Source organism: Methylophilus sp. Leaf414, from assembly GCF_001425425.1.
In the GTDB taxonomy this organism is placed as follows: domain Bacteria; phylum Pseudomonadota; class Gammaproteobacteria; order Burkholderiales; family Methylophilaceae; genus Methylophilus.
Genome location: NZ_LMQQ01000003.1, coordinates 138571 through 154675 on the forward strand (window position 1 = coordinate 138571; position 16105 = coordinate 154675).

General features: G+C 49.5%; 18 protein-coding genes and 1 other RNA gene. 10 read left to right on the forward strand and 9 right to left on the reverse strand.

The window, feature by feature from the left end:
* Nucleotides 1-6 precede the first annotated feature (6 nt).
* The 4 genes from ASG24_RS07555 to trxA all read right to left on the reverse strand — a co-directional run bounded on the left by ASG24_RS07555 (nucleotide 7) and on the right by trxA (nucleotide 3779).
* The gene (locus tag ASG24_RS07555) at nucleotides 7-1674 is read right to left on the reverse strand and encodes a glycosyltransferase family 39 protein (RefSeq protein WP_055869764.1); all 1668 of its coding nucleotides are present in this window, start codon (nucleotides 1672-1674) and stop codon (nucleotides 7-9) included.
* A gap of 135 nt (nucleotides 1675-1809) precedes the next feature.
* A complete protein-coding gene (gene rpmE / locus ASG24_RS07560; protein WP_055828263.1) occupies nucleotides 1810-2010 on the reverse strand; it encodes a 50S ribosomal protein L31 in 201 nt (66 codons plus the stop codon).
* Nucleotides 2011-2112: 102 nt separating this feature from the next.
* On the reverse strand, nucleotides 2113-3372 hold the full coding sequence (rho, locus tag ASG24_RS07565; protein ID WP_055828259.1) for a transcription termination factor Rho: 1260 nt from the start codon (nucleotides 3370-3372) through the stop codon (nucleotides 2113-2115).
* An 80-nt stretch (nucleotides 3373-3452) separates the two neighbouring features.
* A complete protein-coding gene (gene trxA, locus ASG24_RS07570; RefSeq protein ID WP_019883507.1) occupies nucleotides 3453-3779 on the reverse strand; it encodes a thioredoxin TrxA in 327 nt (108 codons plus the stop codon).
* A 250-nt stretch (nucleotides 3780-4029) separates the two neighbouring features.
* On the opposite strand from trxA, the gene ASG24_RS07575 reads away from it, so the two are divergent.
* Nucleotides 4030-4551, forward strand: coding sequence for a TlpA disulfide reductase family protein (locus ASG24_RS07575; protein WP_055869768.1), 522 nt, complete (start codon nucleotides 4030-4032; stop codon nucleotides 4549-4551).
* On the opposite strand, the gene ASG24_RS07580 is transcribed toward ASG24_RS07575, so the two are convergent.
* From ASG24_RS07580 to ASG24_RS07590, 3 genes are all read right to left on the reverse strand, one after another.
* Complete coding sequence (locus tag ASG24_RS07580; protein WP_055828253.1) at nucleotides 4538-4831, reverse strand: DUF3579 domain-containing protein; 294 nt, start codon at nucleotides 4829-4831, stop codon at nucleotides 4538-4540. The genes ASG24_RS07575 and ASG24_RS07580 overlap by 14 nt on opposite strands.
* 29 nt (nucleotides 4832-4860) lie before the next feature.
* A complete protein-coding gene (locus tag ASG24_RS07585) occupies nucleotides 4861-5430 on the reverse strand; it encodes a BON domain-containing protein (RefSeq protein ID WP_055828251.1) in 570 nt (189 codons plus the stop codon).
* 102 nt (nucleotides 5431-5532) lie between these two features.
* Nucleotides 5533-5889, reverse strand: coding sequence for a YraN family protein (locus ASG24_RS07590; RefSeq protein WP_055828248.1), 357 nt, complete (start codon nucleotides 5887-5889; stop codon nucleotides 5533-5535).
* Between the two features lie 86 nt (nucleotides 5890-5975).
* On the opposite strand from ASG24_RS07590, the gene rsmI reads away from it, so the two are divergent.
* Together rsmI and pyrC are read left to right on the forward strand one after the other, a co-directional pair.
* Nucleotides 5976-6824 (forward strand): 16S rRNA (cytidine(1402)-2'-O)-methyltransferase, encoded by an 849-nt coding sequence (gene rsmI, locus ASG24_RS07595; RefSeq protein WP_055869771.1) that lies wholly within the window; start codon nucleotides 5976-5978, stop codon nucleotides 6822-6824.
* 21 nt (nucleotides 6825-6845) lie between these two features.
* The gene (pyrC, locus tag ASG24_RS07600) at nucleotides 6846-7886 is read left to right on the forward strand and encodes a dihydroorotase (protein WP_055869775.1); all 1041 of its coding nucleotides are present in this window, start codon (nucleotides 6846-6848) and stop codon (nucleotides 7884-7886) included.
* 67 nt (nucleotides 7887-7953) lie between these two features.
* On the opposite strand, the gene ung is transcribed toward pyrC, so the two are convergent.
* Nucleotides 7954-8637: a uracil-DNA glycosylase gene (ung, locus tag ASG24_RS07605; RefSeq protein WP_055869778.1), complete on the reverse strand. Its 684-nt coding sequence runs from the start codon at nucleotides 8635-8637 to the stop codon at nucleotides 7954-7956.
* A 93-nt stretch (nucleotides 8638-8730) separates the two neighbouring features.
* Between ung and rnpB the strand changes: the two genes are divergently transcribed.
* An RNA gene (gene rnpB / locus ASG24_RS09100) (RNase P RNA component class A) lies at nucleotides 8731-9098 on the forward strand.
* On the opposite strand, the gene ASG24_RS07610 is transcribed toward rnpB, so the two are convergent.
* Entirely contained in the window at nucleotides 9093-9422 is a 330-nt protein-coding gene (locus ASG24_RS07610) for a glutaredoxin family protein (protein ID WP_055869780.1), read from the reverse strand. The two genes, rnpB and ASG24_RS07610, sit on opposite strands and share 6 nt — an antisense overlap.
* A 387-nt stretch (nucleotides 9423-9809) precedes the next feature.
* On the opposite strand from ASG24_RS07610, the gene mraZ reads away from it, so the two are divergent.
* The 6 genes from mraZ to murF are packed head-to-tail and all read left to right on the forward strand — an operon-like array spanning nucleotide 9810 to nucleotide 16101.
* Nucleotides 9810-10256: a division/cell wall cluster transcriptional repressor MraZ gene (gene mraZ / locus ASG24_RS07615; protein ID WP_055869784.1), complete on the forward strand. Its 447-nt coding sequence runs from the start codon at nucleotides 9810-9812 to the stop codon at nucleotides 10254-10256.
* On the forward strand, nucleotides 10253-11239 hold the full coding sequence (rsmH, locus tag ASG24_RS07620) for a 16S rRNA (cytosine(1402)-N(4))-methyltransferase RsmH (protein ID WP_055828233.1): 987 nt from the start codon (nucleotides 10253-10255) through the stop codon (nucleotides 11237-11239). The genes mraZ and rsmH overlap by 4 nt, the downstream gene beginning before the upstream one ends.
* Nucleotides 11240-11248: 9 nt before the next feature.
* Nucleotides 11249-11551 (forward strand): cell division protein FtsL, encoded by a 303-nt coding sequence (gene ftsL, locus ASG24_RS07625; RefSeq protein WP_055869787.1) that lies wholly within the window; start codon nucleotides 11249-11251, stop codon nucleotides 11549-11551.
* A 19-nt stretch (nucleotides 11552-11570) separates the two neighbouring features.
* Nucleotides 11571-13298: a penicillin-binding protein 2 gene (locus ASG24_RS07630; RefSeq protein WP_055828229.1), complete on the forward strand. Its 1728-nt coding sequence runs from the start codon at nucleotides 11571-11573 to the stop codon at nucleotides 13296-13298.
* Nucleotides 13295-14722 carry a UDP-N-acetylmuramoyl-L-alanyl-D-glutamate--2,6-diaminopimelate ligase gene (locus ASG24_RS07635; RefSeq protein ID WP_055869790.1) on the forward strand — a complete coding sequence of 476 codons (1428 nt, stop codon included), beginning with the start codon at nucleotides 13295-13297 and terminating at the stop codon, nucleotides 14720-14722. Before ASG24_RS07630 ends, ASG24_RS07635 begins: the two co-directional genes overlap by 4 nt.
* The gene (gene murF / locus ASG24_RS07640) at nucleotides 14719-16101 is read left to right on the forward strand and encodes a UDP-N-acetylmuramoyl-tripeptide--D-alanyl-D-alanine ligase (RefSeq protein ID WP_055869793.1); all 1383 of its coding nucleotides are present in this window, start codon (nucleotides 14719-14721) and stop codon (nucleotides 16099-16101) included. Before ASG24_RS07635 ends, murF begins: the two co-directional genes overlap by 4 nt.
* Nucleotides 16102-16105 lie beyond the last annotated feature (4 nt).

The window sequence follows — 16105 nt, forward strand, 5'->3', positions numbered from 1 at the left end:
TATAGATTAACGACGCTGAAGCAGCCTGTAAGACTCTTTACTCTGGCGGCTTTGCTCACCCTCCCAAATCAACGACCACTCCGTGCCTGGTGAGGGGTGGCGCTTACCTGGCTGATCCTCAATTAGCAGCAAGTCACACCCTGCTGATTCTGCTGTTAGACGAATGCCGGCGTGGTAATGCAGCAAGTCTGCTTGTGAAGAACCAATATTGCGGCTGCTGATACAGCGGTAGTGTGCAGGCAAATGATTACGCATATCTTCAAAAATAGGCTGGTAAGTACGGGCCGCTTCTATCATCGGTAACCATAAACTCATAAATACAGTCCATGCGCAGGTCATGCCGATAGCCCAGTTAGTCGCACTGGAGCGGTTGGAGTGCTTGGAACGTATCACGCCGGATAACCAGATCAATGTCACCGCCACTGCAATGGCACCGTAAAGCACACTAAGCTGGATGGTTTGCAGGCCAGACAAGTAAGCCAGACGCTGATAAAGTCTGATCGGATGACCCGTTAGCATCGCCCACCACCCTAACCAGGCAATCGCGATCAGCAAGCCGAATAAAATCAGGCCAAACCAGTTTAATGCGCCCGCTGCGCCGCGCTTAAGGGTTTCTATGCTACCAGCCGCCAAAGCCGTTAGCGGTATCAGCAGCGGCAAGGCATTTACTTCGCTGCGATCACTGAAAAAACCGATTAGCACGAATGCCCATACAAAAAAAATCAGGCTGAGCTGAAAGCGGTAAGTGTTCAGCACTGCATGCCTGAAGCGCCAGATTCCCCATAATGCAAGCGGCAAGGCCGGCCAGGCGTACCAAGCAAGCGTCCGCATAAAATACAGATGGTTACTTGGTATTTGTACAGTCACCTGCGTTGCCCACCAGGCCGCCCACAAGCCATTTGCCCACTGCTGACATAACAGGCACCACAGTATAATGCCGGGTAATGCCAGTGTGATGCCAAGCAGTAAAGCACGTTTGGCCTCCATACGCTGCCGTATCACAGGCAAGAAAATCACCCCTGCAGTAGTCCCCGCAACCATGGCAGCGGGTAATAATCCTGCTGATAAAAAGGCAATCAGTAATCCGCCAGCAAGCAACCACATTGCCCGCACCGGTTTGCGTATCACCAGCGTCAATGCATAAAAGGCCATGCTGATGCCGCTGAGCGCAGCTACTTCCGGCATGATGGTATGTGCGCTGACCACTAGCCCCAGACAGCCGATAAATATAAAGTTGGTCTGGCGTCCTGCACCCAGGTTCCATAATTCACGGCCACTCAATCCCATCATCAGCAGCGTGACCAGCATCCAGATACCCACGCTTAAGCGTGCCGCATCATGAATCGTTAATAAAGGGGAGAGGGTTTGTGAAAATGCGGTAGCAACCCAGTAAAACAGCGGAGGCGTTTCAAGTGCTGGGTGCCCTGCAGAGACCGGCGCAATCCAGTGACCATCGGTCCAGCTTTGTGCTGATAAGAATGGGTGGTCAATCAGGCTTTGGATAATGCTGGCCGATTGCGATTCGAAAGGCTTCCATGGTGAGTGACCGATTAAGCCTACGCATAACCAGATGGTACATAGCAGAATCAGCAGGTGTGTTTTGGCCCGTTCCCCCACCTTGGCGCGCGGGGTGGCCATATTTTCCTGCCAATCGTGATCAATAAAAAACTGCATGTGTCTGCTGTGTGCTCGCGTTATGTTCCTATGCTGCTATCTAGTGTAAACCATCAGGGGTAAACAAGATAAAGTAGCATGCGTTAAAAACAAAAAAGGCAGCCATGCTGCCTTTTTAGAATACATCCCACCCAATTACATGCCGTATTTTTGGCGGAATTTCTCAACGCGACCAGCGGTGTCCACAATCTTCTGTTTGCCAGTGTAGAAAGGGTGGCATTGTGAACATACTTCGATGCTCAGATCTTTGCCGCTGGTAGAACGGGTTTTGAATTTATTGCCACAGCTACAGGTGACGTTAATTTCTGGGTATGTTGGGTGAATGTCGGCTTTCATGCTTTCTCTCTATCTTTAAGCAGTTGCGGTAAGCGCGCGATTATCACCCAATTCATTCTATTAATCAATAGATTTCTGGTAATAATTCAACGCTATCGAACATTAACCGCGGCGCATGCTGTCAAAAAAGTCGTTATTGGTTTTAGTGGCCTTGATTTTATCCAGCAAGAATTCCATCGCTTCAAGGTCATCCATAGGGTAGAGCAATTTGCGCAGTACCCAGATTTTTTGCAGTATATCTTTATCCAGCAACAACTCTTCACGGCGGGTACCGGATTTATTAACGTTAATGGCTGGATAAATGCGTTTCTCGGCCATGCGTCTATCCAGGTGGATTTCCATGTTGCCGGTACCTTTAAACTCTTCGTAAATGACATCATCCATACGAGAGCCAGTGTCTACCAGTGCAGTGGCTATGATGGTCAGTGAGCCACCTTCCTCCACATTACGTGCCGCACCGAAGAAACGTTTTGGTTTTTGCAAGGCATTTGCATCCACACCACCGGTTAATACTTTGCCGGATGATGGAATGACTGTGTTGTATGCACGGGCCAGGCGGGTAATGGAGTCTAAAAGAATGACTACATCTTTTTTGTGTTCGACCAGGCGCTTGGCTTTTTCGAGCACCATTTCTGCGACCTGTACGTGACGTGTCGCCGGTTCGTCAAAGGTTGAAGCGACCACTTCACCGCGTACCGAGCGGGTCATTTCTGTCACTTCTTCCGGACGCTCATCAATCAGCAATACAATCATCACACAGTCAGGATGGTTGGCTGTAATGGCATGTGCCACATTTTGCAGCATGACCGTTTTACCGCTTTTCGGGCTGGCCACCAGTAAGGCACGCTGGCCTCTGCCGATAGGTGCAATGATATCGATCATGCGGCTGGTGATGTTCTCTTCACCGCGAATATCACGCTCAAGTGTGAGCGGAATGGTTGGGAATAATGGTGTTAAGTTCTCAAACAGTATCTTGTGCTTGGTATTCTCTGGCGCTTCGCCATTAACGCTGTCTACTTTAACTAATGCAAAATAACGCTCGCCATCTTTTGGGGTACGAATCTCACCCTGAATGCTGTCCCCGGTATGCAGGTTGAAACGGCGGATTTGCGAGGGAGACACATAAATATCATCTGGACCGGCCAGGTAAGAAGTATCAGGTGAACGCAAAAAGCCAAAACCGTCTGGCAGCACTTCCAACGTCCCATCTCCAAAAATGCTGTCGCCTTTTTTTGCTTTGTTTTTCAAAATGGCAAAAATCAGGTCCTGCTTGCGCATGCGGCTAGCATTTTCGATTTCGTTACTGGTGGCCATTTCAACCAGTTCGGTAACGGGGAGATGTTTTAAGTCGGATAAGTGCATGAGTGACTCGCTAGATTGAGACGTCGGAGAATAAGAAGAGAAAACCCGGTTTCGAAGTTATTTGAAACCGGGTGAATGGATTAAATATTGCTGTCGATAAACGCGCTGAGTTGAGACTTGGAGAGTGCGCCTACTTTTGTGGCCTCTACATTGCCGTTTTTAAACAGCATTAAAGTAGGAATCCCACGAATGCCATACTTAGGTGGCGTATTCTGGTTATCATCGATATTCAGTTTGGCAACTTTCAGGCGGCCAGCGTATTCTTTGCTGATATCATCCAGAATAGGTGCAATCATTTTACAAGGGCCACACCATTCAGCCCAGTAATCAACCAGTACCGGAACCGTAGATTGTAAAACTTCCTGTTCAAAGCTGGCATCGCTTAAATGGGTAATGTTGTCGCTCATTATTGCCTCGTAAGAATGGGTGAAGAATTGATAGAGTGGAATTGCACAGAAAAATTCTGATGTTGGCGCTAAATATTGTTTGGCTAAAATAGTTTGAATTAGTAATTTGCTGAAAATATGAAATTACTAAAAGTGTTTCCAGCAAGTATAGCAACAGATTTCCAGCAGAATCAAGTTTTTTTCAAACATAGCCTTATATGTGTTCTATTGTGTGGTTTTCAATAGCAGAAAGTTCGAGTTAAAGGTAATTATGCGCGGTAACCGTTTTAGCTTATGCATAGGATTACTTGGCATGCTCTGGATGATCAGCCTGCAAGCTGACCCGCTCCAGACATGGGTCATGCAGGATACGGCAGGTAAAACACATAAATTATCTGGCTACCGGGGTCAATGGCTGGTGGTCAATTACTGGGCACCCTGGTGCCCACCCTGCCTGGAAGAAATGCCTGAACTGGTCGCATTTTATGATGAGCAACGGCTGAAAAATGTCATGGTGCTGGGTGTGGCAGTGCAATACAAAACTGAAAAGTCTGTGACTGACTTTGCGGAAGATATGCTGATTTCGTATCCCATTATCATGGGTAGTACGCAAAAGAAACCACTGCCGCAGCCCGAAGTATTACCTACTACCTATATCTATAAGCCTGATGGGCAATTGTATAAAGTGAAACGCGGCCCTGTCAGCAAGCGCTGGTTGGAGCAATTGCTAAAAGAGGCCGCATCTGGAGCTGAGTCCAGCGGTATTAATAATGTAAGTGCTAAGAGTCGATAGTGACCGCTTCACCCGCCGCATTGATAATGCTAAGCTGGTTTTCTGTAGCAAACTGGATCAGCTGTTCAAACCCTTCAGGATTGACCTGCTTCAATTTCATATCCACCGAGAGACTACGCACATTATTTACCAGCTTGGGTTTTAAATAAGGCGAGTAGCGTAATTTTTTATCAACACCAAAACTGGCGAAGGTGCTACACATGCGGTCTACCCAATCGCTGGGGCGAAAGGGTTTTCCGGCAAGCGTAATCCCTTGAATGATAATTTCCTGGTCTTCCATTCAGTTTCCTTAAAGCTTTATATAAAAAATTATTTGGTGTACTCAAAAACTTTGACTACTTTAGTTACGCCTTCGGTAGTTCGGGCGATTTCTACCGCATCTTCAGCTTCTTTTTCAGACACGATACCCATCAGGTAGACAACGCTGGCTTCTGTCACTACTTTTACCACATTGGATGGGAACAGGTTTTCACTAAGGAAGCGCGTTTTGACTTTGGTAGTAATATAAGTATCGTTGCTGCGATCACCAATTGACGAAGCCGGGCCGACAGTAATCGCATTGTGTATATCACGCACATTGGACACTTCACGTGTCAATGTTTCAGCTTGTGTCTGCTGCCCATTGTTTGGCACTTCGCCAGTCAGCAGCACAATGCGGTTATAGCTGGTCACATTAATATGGGATTCTTTATCCATGTATTGCGAAATGCGTTTCAGTGTTTTGAGCTCGATATTTTCATCTTCCACATAAATACCTGAAGATCGACGATCTGCAGCCATCGCGCCACCCGCTGCGGCACCACCTACAATAGCGGGAAAACAGCCACTCAGTTGTGTGCTGATTAATAACAGGGCAATGGCGGAGATTTTTTTATTCATGAAGTTTCCTTGATTTACAACACTAAGGTTTGCGAGAAAAACTAAGAAGATTGGTTATGGATAAATAATGGACAGCAGACGTTAAATAAAATTCTACGCTCTTTATGTTTCGATTGCATTACGAATCCAGTTTGGGGATTCAAAACTAGGCTCGTTAAACAGCACGGCATCAAAACGACACGGGCGATTAATGTCCTGGCTTTGCAGATAATACTGCGCAGCGCGAATCAATTTTTGCTGTTTATGGTGGTGAATGCTGTCCGCGGCACTGGTAAACTTCTGATTACTGCGAAGCCGGACTTCAACAAATACCAGTGTGCTCTTTTCCTGCATAATCAGGTCAATCTCGCCAAACCGGCAACTGTAGTTTTGCGCAACCAATACCAGGCCCTGCTGCTTAAGAAACCTGGCCGCTGCTGCCTCCGCAGCAATGCCTTTATTATTGAGGTTAAGTTTCATAGTTTGCGGGTAATGATCATCTTTTTAAATGCCTGGGGAAAACTATAGTGCTTAGCGAAAAGGTCGCGATGCCTTAAAATGGCGGCATGAGTGAGTTGGGTACATTATATGTGGTGGCGACACCGATCGGCAATTTGGGTGATATCACCCTGCGTGCGCTGGAGACGTTGAAACTGGTCGATGCGATTGCGGCTGAAGATACCCGGCACAGCGTTGGTCTCTTACGGCATTTCGGAATTAGCAAGCCCCTGATTGCAGTGCATGAACACAACGAACAACATTCTGCGGAAGCTTTGCTAAGGCGATTGCAGGCTGGTGAATCCATTGCGCTGGTGACAGATGCCGGTACCCCAGCCGTCAGTGATCCCGGAGCGGTAGTCGTGCAGGCGGTACTTGAGGCGGGCTTGAAAGTAGTGCCTATCCCAGGCCCCAGTGCCGTGATTGCAGCCTTGTCGGCCTCAGGCATAATGCAAACAGGGTTCTGTTTCGAAGGGTTTTTACCCGCCAGTGGCTCGCAGCGTCGCAAGCGGCTGGAGCTGTTAAAAGCTTATCCTTCCACATTGGTGTTATATGAGGCGCCACACAGGATTATCGAGTGCGTACAAGATCTGCAAACAGTATTTGGCGGGGCGCGTTTGCTAACCATTGCACGCGAGCTGACCAAGACCTTTGAAACCATACATGTCAGTAGCTTGACAGAGGCTGTAGACTGGTTAGAAGCAGACAGTAATCAGCAGCGCGGCGAATTTGTGTTGCTGGTTCATCCTGCGCCTCAAGTCAAAGCGGAAGGGCTGGATGATGAAACCCAGCGTATTCTTAAGCGCTTGTTGCAAGAGCTGCCTTTGAAACAGGCCGTTGCGCTTGCGACAGATATTACCGGGCACAAGAAAAACGAACTCTATGAGGCGGCGCTGGCATTAAAAGACGCCGTTTAAACTTTCAATATATTATTCAAGATGACAACCCAACTGACGATTACCCGCCCGGATGACTGGCACTTACACCTGCGCGATGGCGAGACTTTAAAAGCAGTATTGCCGGATACGGCGAGACAATTTGCCCGCGCCATCGTGATGCCAAACTTGCGCCCACCAGTATCAACCGCTGATGCCGCACGTGCTTATTATGATCGCATCAGGCAGGCATTGCCTGCTACGCTGATTTTTGAGCCACTGATGACGCTGTACCTGACCGACAATATGGCGGCTGAAGAAATTTCGCGTGCGCATCAGGATGGCGTAGTCAAGGCGGTGAAGTTGTATCCGGCAGGTGCTACTACCAATAGTGATTCCGGCGTCACCAGCCTGGCAAAATGTGCCGCTGTGTTAGCTGAAATGGAAAAGTCTGGCATGCCATTGTTGATACATGGCGAGGTGACTGATGCCGAGATTGATGTGTTTGACCGCGAAAAAGTGTTTATTGAGCGACACTTGCAGCCTTTACTGAAAGACTTCCCTGGCCTGAAAGTTGTATTCGAACATATCACTACCAAAGATGCTGCTGAGTTTGTGGCGCAAGGTTCGGATAATCTGGCAGCGACTATCACTGCGCATCACCTGTTAATGAACCGCAATGCCATGTTTACCGGTGGCATTCGCCCGCATCACTACTGCTTGCCGGTGCTTAAGCGTGAAACGCACAGGCAGGCTTTAGTCAAAGCGGCGATCTCAGGCTCGCCAAAATTCTTTCTTGGCACCGACAGTGCGCCGCATCCAAAATCGGCGAAAGAGGCAAGTTGCGGATGTGCCGGCATGTACACCGCACATGCCGCGATTGAGTTGTATGCCGAAGCTTTTGAAGCAGCGGGCGCGCTGGACAAGCTGGAAGGGTTTGCCAGTTTTTATGGGCCGGATTTTTACCATCTGCCACGCAACACTGACAAAATCACCTTATGTAGAGAGGAGTGGCTGGTGCCGGAGTCAATCCCCTTCGCCGATGATGTGTTAGTGCCGCTGCGTGCCGGGCAGACTATCGCATGGAAACTGGCAAAAGGTTGATAGTGACTTGCGGTATACATGAATCTGCATAGGCCAGGTTCAACCTGCCGGCAGCATGGTAACTACCCTAAAGCTGCCATGAAATTGGCGATTGTCCACGCGAAACCAGGTAATCGTTGATTTGGGAAAATTGACGGTTACCAAAAAAACCGCGATGCGCCGATAGTGGCGACGGGTGCACAGACTTTAAAATTAAATGTTTGTTGGGGTCTATCATGGCTCCTTTCTTTTGCGCATAACTTCCCCACAGCACAAAAACCAGTCCTTCCCTGTAAGCATTCAGGGCGGCAATCGCCGCATCGGTAAATTGCTCCCAGCCGCGGTTCTGGTGCGAACCCGCAGTTGCCATCTGCACAGTCAGCGTGGCATTCAGTAATAGAACACCCTGGTCTGCCCAAGGTGTTAAATCACCACTGCCACTCATGCGGATGCCAATGTCTGATTCGATTTCCTTAAAGATATTCATCAGTGATGGCGGTAAAGCCACGCCCGCCTGTACCGAAAAACTCAAGCCATGCGCCTGCCCCGGCCCATGGTAAGGGTCCTGCCCGATAATCACCACACGTACCTGGTCAAACGGGGTGTGATTAAATGCATTGAAAATTAGCGGCCCGGGCGGGTAAATCGTTTTACCCGCAGCTTTCTCCTGCTGCAAAAAAGCCTTGAGAGATTGCATGTAAGGCTTATCAAGTTCTTCGCCTATCTTGGCTTGCCATGAAGGGTCTAGTTGGCCGGTTTTTTCTTGGGACATATTATGTTGTATGTAAAAGAGTTGGTTGTGAAATTATACGACGCTCTTGCATCTGACGAGTGTCGCTAGCTTGTGGCATGTTAAAATGACCATGAAGCCAACCAGACAGTCGCCGCTTGGCATTTGCTAGGGGGAGGAAAGTCCGGGCTGCACAGAGCGGGATGACGGCTAACGGCCGTACGCTGAAAGCTGGAAACAGTATAAGGCGAGGAATAGGGCCACAGAGACGAGTCGGTTCGACCTGGGAGCAACTTGTTGCGAGCTTGCGTCGAAACGGGTGAAACGCGGTAACCTCCATCTGCAGCAATATCAAATAGGCTGGCATTTTACGCAAGTAATAAGGCGTGGCTCGCGCTGCCAGCGGGTAGATAGCTTGAGCGTGTGAGTAATTGCACGCCTAGAGGAATGACTGTCAGCTACGCAAGTAGTTACAGAACCCGGCTTACCGGTTGGCTTTACTCTTCCTGTTTTGTTTCCAGTTTGTTTTGAACCTGGCTGCCTTGCCATTGCGCTAGCGCAGCAACAATATTATTTTCATTAAATCCGCGCACCACTTCTCCATCAATCAATAACACCGGCACACCTTTACCGGCCAGACGCTGATATTGATCTCTACCTTCTTCTGACGTTTCAATATTGTATTCCTTATATGGCACATGCAATTGCTCAAGCAATGCGCGCGTTTTTGCGCAATAAGGGCACCAGTCAGTTGCGTAAAGGGTGACTTTGCCCTTGCCAAAATCCGGTGGCGGCGATAAGTAATAAAGTAAAGAACGCCATTCCATGGCTAACAAAATAGCTGTTCCTATCAAGAAAAACTTCAGTTTTCGCGACATATATATGTTGGATAAATGTGTGTATTTAAATGCTGGTTATTCGACCAATTGTCACGGTAGTTAATGCAAAAAATAACTTAAATATTAATATTTTTTAATTATTCAATATTTTCAATGGGATAGCTATTTTTATTAAACAACATTGTGTATTCATTGCTGCAATATGTTGATTTGAATTGGTTTGTTAAAATGTCGTAAGTCTTTGTCTTTAAAGAAAATTTTCCATGAAAGTGCTTGCCAAGCACTTTTAATTTATCTATAGTGTGCAAAAGGGTGATTTTGTGTTGAATTGTGGGAAATTTTCTCATAAACGTACAAAAAGGTGATCAGTTAACCATGTTTCGCGGGGCAGTACAGTTAAGTTTGGATGCTAAAGGGCGGCTCAGTGTGCCGGCCAAGCACCGTGACGCCCTGACCGCAGGCGGTCAAAGCGAAGTTGTGTTGACTGCGCATCCGCATCGCTGCCTGATTTTATATCCGCAAGCGGCTTGGGAGCCTATTGAAACCAAGCTGACCAGTTTGTCCAGTTTCAATCCTCAAATCAGTGGTATCCAGCGCATGATTGTCGGCCAAGCGGATGTGATGTATCTGGATTCTGCCGGCCGTTTATTGGTGAATGCGGTGCTGCGCAAATTTGCCGGGCTTGATAAAGATGTGATGATGGTTGGCCAGGGTAGCCATTTCGAGTTGTGGGATGTAGCTGCCTGGGATCAGCAGTTGGAAAAGCTCATGGCTACCGATCAATTACAGATTCCTCAAGAACTAGAGGGATTCTCACTATGATGGCGGGCGCGAAGTCAGCGCCCGCGTCTTCGACGGAAACGTCTGTGTCGCCAGCCGCCAGCCACATCACGGTGCTTTTGCATGAGGCAGTCGATGCGCTCAATGTACGTGCCGATGGCGTTTATGTGGATGGCACATTCGGGCGCGGCGGTCATAGTCGCCTGATACTTTCCAGGTTAGGTTCACAAGGTCGCCTGATTGCGCTTGATCGCGATCTGGCGGCAATTGCCCATGCAAAAAGCATCTCCGATACGCGTTTTAACATCGCGCATGCCCATTTTTCCGGCATGACAGAGGTGCTGGCGGAGTTGGGCGTGGAAGCGGTGGATGGCATTTTGCTCGATTTGGGGATTTCTTCCCCGCAGATTGATGAAGGTGAGCGTGGATTCAGTTTCCGTTTTGACGGGCCGCTGGATATGCGTATGGATCAGAGTCGTGGCAAAACCGCCGCCGAGTGGTTAGCGACAATTTCAGAGAAGCAATTGGTTGAGGTGATAAGGGACTATGGTGAAGAACGGTTTGCTAAGCAGGTTGCAAGGGCGATTGTTAAGGAGCGCGAAGATGGGCATGCCATCACCACTACGGGACAACTTGCCAAGATCGTGGCAGGCGCCATCCACAAGGTTGAGCCGGGCCAGAACCCTGCAACGCGCACATTTCAGGCTTTACGGATTTTCGTCAATCAAGAGCTTGAGGAACTCTCGCTAGTGTTGCCTGACTGCTTGCGCTTGCTGCGTGAGCGTGGCCGTCTGGCAGTGATCAGCTTTCACTCGCTGGAAGACCGTATCGTAAAGCGTTTTATCCAGTCTGAAATGGACAGGGATAATTTGCCGGCGGGTTTGCCTGTGCGTGCGAAGGATATACCACAGCCGCGCCTGATTTCAGTAGGTAAGGCCACTAAGCCAAGCCAGGCTGAAGTGTCTGCAAATGTGCGTTCACGCAGTGCGGTGTTGCGCGTGGCAGAGCGCACAAGTGTTCAGTGACGGTTTTGAATGATACGGCTGAACCTGATTTTATTTGTATTGACGATTGCCATGGCATTAGGGGTGGTCACCGCGCAATACAAGGCACGCAAGTTGTATTTTGAGCTTGACCGGCAGGAAATGCTGACCAAGCAATATATGACTGAGTATGACCAGTTGCAGATTGAGCAAAGTACCTGGGCCATGCATTCGCGGCTGGAAGAGTTCGCCACCGCACGTTTGCATATGCACAGCCCTAGCATGCAGCAAACGCAGGTCATCGTAGTGGATGTATCGACGGCGCCTATTGTTGTGCCGGCAGCGACTAAGTAGTGTGAATTAGTGAACGGTCATGCTGCTTAAAGAGAGTCAACATAAGCTGGTGAAATTGCCGGCCTGGCGTAGAAGAACGCTGCTGGTGCTGTTGTTGTTGGGTTTTGTATTGTTGCTGGGTCGCGGGTTTTACCTGCAAACCCTGCACAAGGATTATCTGATTAAAAAAGGTGAAGCCTTTTCACGGCGTAAAGTGGAATTGATGCCTCACCGCGGCAAGATTTATGACCGTAACTTCAAGCCATTGGCAATCAGCCTGCCGGTGGAGTCGTTATGGATGAACCCGACCGATGTCAATATCTCGGCGGCGCAGTTGAAGCAAATGGCCAAGTTGCTGGAAATGCGGCCAAAAGAGTTGCAGCAAAAAGTGCAGCAAAAGAAAAAAGAATTTGTATATATCAAACGGAGAGTAGCGCCCGATGTGGCAAAACTGGTGATGGCGATGAAAGTGCCCGGCGTATTCAGTCAGAAAGAATACAAACGCTTCTACCCTGCGGCAGAAGTGGCGGCGCATATCGTCGGTTTCACCGGGGTGGATGATACTGGTGTTGAGGGCATGGAGCTCTATCGTAACAGCGTCTTGTCCGGCACTTCCGGCAAGCGCGATTTTGTGCGAGACCGCAAAGGCCATGTGGTTGAAGACCTGGTCGCGATTAAACTGCCACATGATGGCCAGGATCTGGTGTTGAGCATAGACCGCACCGTGCAATATGTAGTGCACCGAGAGTTGTTGCGCGCGGTTGAGAAACATAAAGCCAAAGCAGGTGCCGCAGTGGTACTGGATGCCAAAACCGGCGAAGTGCTGGCGCTGGTGAATATTCCCACCTACAACCCGAATAATCCGGGCAATGTCGCCAGTAAACTGCGTAACTCAGCCATCGTCAATATTTTTGAACCTGGCTCTACCATGAAGCCGGTCACCGCAGCCGCTGCCATGGAATTCGGGCCTTACCAGCCGGATACCAAAATCCAGACCGCACCTGGCTATTTACGCGTAGGAACAGCCACCATTCACGATGCGCACCCTAACCAGATGCTCAGCGTGTCGCAGATCATCCAGAAATCTTCCAACGTCGGCTCGGCCAAAATGGCGCTGGAACTCAACCGCGAACAGTTATGGAATACCTACATTCAGCTCGGATTTGGCTCGCCGACAAAAATCGGTTTTCCGGGCGAGGCTTCTGGCAAGGTACGCGATTACAAAACCTGGCGTCCTATCGAGCAGGCCACCATGTCTTATGGGCACGGCATCAGCGTGACTTTATTGCAATTGGCTCGTGCCTACACTGTGTTCGCCAATGAAGGCGAATTGCTGCCTGTGACGCTAACCAAACTATCTGAGCCACCAGTAGGCCGTCAGGTATTTTCTGCCAAGGTAGCAAATGCAGTCAAAGATATGCTGGAACTGGTGGTGCAGCCAGGCGGCACCGCATTGAAAGCACAAGTGACCGGTTATCGCGTCGGCGGTAAAACCGGTACTGCGCACAAACTGGGCGCTCATGGTTATGAGCATGACAAATATGTAGGTTCTTTCGTCGGTATGGTGCCCGCTTCTAACCCGCGCCTGATCATGGCGGTGATGATAGACGAGCCAAACAATGGCGAATATTACGGCGGCAGCGTGGCTGCGCCGGTATTCAGTGCTGTCATGAACGATGTATTACGTATGCTGGCGGTTCCTCAGGATGGTAATGCTTTGCCTTTGGCCACACCTGCAGAAGCTGCAGCGGTACCGGAGGCCATGTGAGTAAGTACATTATTCCAGCGCCGGTACACGGGATCACGGCTGATAGCCGCCAGGTGGAGAAGCATGGCTTATTCCTGGCATACCCGGGGCAGCACGGCGATGGCCGCGACTATATTCCGGATGCGATTGCCAAAGGTGCCAATACGATTATCTGGGATAGCCTGGGTTTCGACTGGAATCCGGAGTGGACTGTACACAATATCGCGATTCCAGACCTGAAGTCGCAGGTGGGCCATATTGCGAGCCAATTCTATAAAGACCCGACCGAGCAATTATGGTGCATTGGCGTCACCGGTACCAATGGCAAAACCACTGTTACCCACTGGCTGGCACAGGCTTACCGTTTCCTGCAACGTAAATCGGCAGTGATTGGTACTTTGGGCAACGGTACGCTGGATGATTTGCAACCTACGCAAAACACTACACCAGGCCCGGTCGAGTTACAGAAAATACTAGCCAATTTCTTGCTGGAAGATGTGCAGATGGTCGCCATGGAAGTTTCATCGCATGGCCTTGATCAGGGCCGTGTCAATGGCGTGTCGTTCGATGTTGCTGTATTCACCAATCTCACGCGTGATCATCTTGATTACCACGTCACCATGGAAGCGTATCAGTCGGCCAAGCAAAAATTGTTTGACTGGCAGACGTTATCTGCGGCTGTGATCAATGCAGATGATGCGTTCGGAGTCGAACTGATTGACCGCCTGCGTAAACAGGGCAAGCTGGTGTTGAGTTATGGCATGCAAGAGGCGGATATATGTGCAACCGCCGTCACCATGCATGCGACTGGTTTTGAAATCCAGGTGCGCACGCCTCAAGGCAATGGTCTGGTGCAACTGCATGCCCTGGGACAATTTAATGTTTATAACGTATTGGCCGTGCTTGGGTGTTTGCTGGCTAATGACGTGGCCCTGCCAGCGGCTTTACAGGCAGTTTCTGGTCTGGTGCCGGTCGCTGGTCGCATGCAGATGTTCGGTGGTGGTGACCTGCCATTGGTCGTGGTGGATTATGCACATACGCCTGACGCGCTGGAAAAAGCCTTGCAGACTTTGCGTATCCAGGCACGCGGAAAACTGAGCTGCGTATTTGGTTGTGGTGGTGACCGCGATGCCGGCAAACGCAGTGAAATGGGCCGTATTGCCGGTGCATTAGCTGATAGCGTGGTCGTTACCAATGACAATCCGCGCAGCGAAAATCCTTATGCAATTATTGCTGCCATTTCCGAAGGCATGACCCGCGAATTCAGCATGGAAACCGACCGTGCCAAAGCAATTGCATTAGCAGTCATGCGTGCAAACAAGGGCGATGTGGTGGTGGTGGCAGGCAAAGGTCATGAGGATTACCAGGAAATACAAGGCATACGCTATCCATTCAGTGATGCTGAGTGGGTGCTGAATGCGCTGAAAAAGAGGGCGCAATCATGATGACCTTGCAAACCATCGCCAACGTATTGCACGGCACATTACATACGCTGCACAGGCAAAATGCCGAGATTACAGTGACCTCTGTAGATAGCGATAGCCGCCGCGTACAGCCAGGCCAGTTGTTTGTGGCTTTGCCTGGTGAAAAGTTTGATGGACATGATTATTTACCACAGGTAACCGCATTAGGTGCAGCGGCTGCATTGGTCAGACATCCAGTCAAAACCGAGTTGCCAACAATAGAAGTAAAAGATACACGCCTGGCCATGGGCCAGCTGGCGGAATATTGGCGCCAGCATCTGGGCACGCCCATGATCGCGATCACCGGCAGCAATGGCAAAACCACTACCAAAGAAATGATTGCCGCCATTATGCAAGTACATGTCGGCGGTGCTGACAAGGTATTAGCGACTGCCGGAAACTTTAACAATGATATCGGCATGCCTTTGACGCTGCTGCGCCTGCGTCCTTTTCACCGTATTGCGGTGATCGAGATGGGTATGAACCATCTGGGTGAAATTGATTACCTGACCCGTATCGCCCGCCCGAATGTGGCTGTGATTAACAATGCCGGCACCGCCCATATCGGCGAACTGGGGTCGCGTGAAAATATTGCCAGGGCCAAAGGCGAGATTTTTACCGGACTGGCTGAAGACGGTATTGCAGTGATCAATGCGGATAGCGAGTTTTTCACTTACTGGCGCGGTTTGAACCAACAACGACGCGTGATGACTTTCGGTATGAGTCCTGAAGCTGACGTTCGCGGCGAAATGGTAGCAGGTGAATCATCTTCATTCAGTGTGCATTATCAGAATGAAGGTGTTGTTGTGACATTGGCCGTGCCCGGTACACACAACATCATGAACGCTTTAGCTGCCGCTGCTGCCAGCATAGCAGCTGGCGCCAGTCTGCAAGAAGTGGCACAAGGCCTGCAAGGGTTCGGTGGCGTAAAAGGCCGCTTGCAACAAAAAACTGCCGCTAACGGCGCCAAAGTGATTGATGACACTTACAACGCCAATCCTGATTCGATGAAAGCAGCACTGGATGTGTTGCGTAACTACAAACTACGTACCGTATTTGTGATGGGCGATATGGGTGAACTGGGCGATGCCGCCGAAGCCATGCATGCCACGGTTGGCAGTTACGCAAAAAATAATGGTATCGATGCGATGTATGCCTTGGGTAATCACACCCAGGCAGCCATTAAAGCCTTTGGCGAGCAAGGCCAGCATTTCGATTCAATAGAAAAATTAATTGCCGCATTACAGGCAAACACATCCGCAGAAGACATCGTACTGGTGAAAGGCTCGCGCTTCATGCAAATGGAGCGGGTAGTCAATGCATTGGTGGAAACACAAGCCGCCGAACTGGTGGGGAAATAGGGAA

Coding starts and splice junctions, on each gene's coding strand:
- pyrC (WP_055869775.1), top strand. CDS start 6,846: ATGACAACCCAACTGACGATTACCCGCCCGGATGACTGGCACTTACAC.
- rpmE (WP_055828263.1), bottom strand. CDS start 2,010: ATGAAAGCCGACATTCACCCAACATACCCAGAAATTAACGTCACCTGT.
- murF (WP_055869793.1), top strand. CDS start 14,719: ATGATGACCTTGCAAACCATCGCCAACGTATTGCACGGCACATTACAT.
- ASG24_RS07630 (WP_055828229.1), top strand. CDS start 11,571: ATGCTGCTTAAAGAGAGTCAACATAAGCTGGTGAAATTGCCGGCCTGG.
- mraZ (WP_055869784.1), top strand. CDS start 9,810: ATGTTTCGCGGGGCAGTACAGTTAAGTTTGGATGCTAAAGGGCGGCTC.
- ASG24_RS07585 (WP_055828251.1), bottom strand. CDS start 5,430: ATGAATAAAAAAATCTCCGCCATTGCCCTGTTATTAATCAGCACACAA.
- trxA (WP_019883507.1), bottom strand. CDS start 3,779: ATGAGCGACAACATTACCCATTTAAGCGATGCCAGCTTTGAACAGGAA.
- rsmH (WP_055828233.1), top strand. CDS start 10,253: ATGATGGCGGGCGCGAAGTCAGCGCCCGCGTCTTCGACGGAAACGTCT.
- ASG24_RS07610 (WP_055869780.1), bottom strand. CDS start 9,422: ATGGAATGGCGTTCTTTACTTTATTACTTATCGCCGCCACCGGATTTT.
- ASG24_RS07575 (WP_055869768.1), top strand. CDS start 4,030: ATGCGCGGTAACCGTTTTAGCTTATGCATAGGATTACTTGGCATGCTC.
- ASG24_RS07580 (WP_055828253.1), bottom strand. CDS start 4,831: ATGGAAGACCAGGAAATTATCATTCAAGGGATTACGCTTGCCGGAAAA.
- ASG24_RS07590 (WP_055828248.1), bottom strand. CDS start 5,889: ATGAAACTTAACCTCAATAATAAAGGCATTGCTGCGGAGGCAGCAGCG.
- ASG24_RS07555 (WP_055869764.1), bottom strand. CDS start 1,674: ATGCAGTTTTTTATTGATCACGATTGGCAGGAAAATATGGCCACCCCG.
- ftsL (WP_055869787.1), top strand. CDS start 11,249: ATGATACGGCTGAACCTGATTTTATTTGTATTGACGATTGCCATGGCA.
- ung (WP_055869778.1), bottom strand. CDS start 8,637: ATGTCCCAAGAAAAAACCGGCCAACTAGACCCTTCATGGCAAGCCAAG.
- rho (WP_055828259.1), bottom strand. CDS start 3,372: ATGCACTTATCCGACTTAAAACATCTCCCCGTTACCGAACTGGTTGAA.
- rsmI (WP_055869771.1), top strand. CDS start 5,976: ATGAGTGAGTTGGGTACATTATATGTGGTGGCGACACCGATCGGCAAT.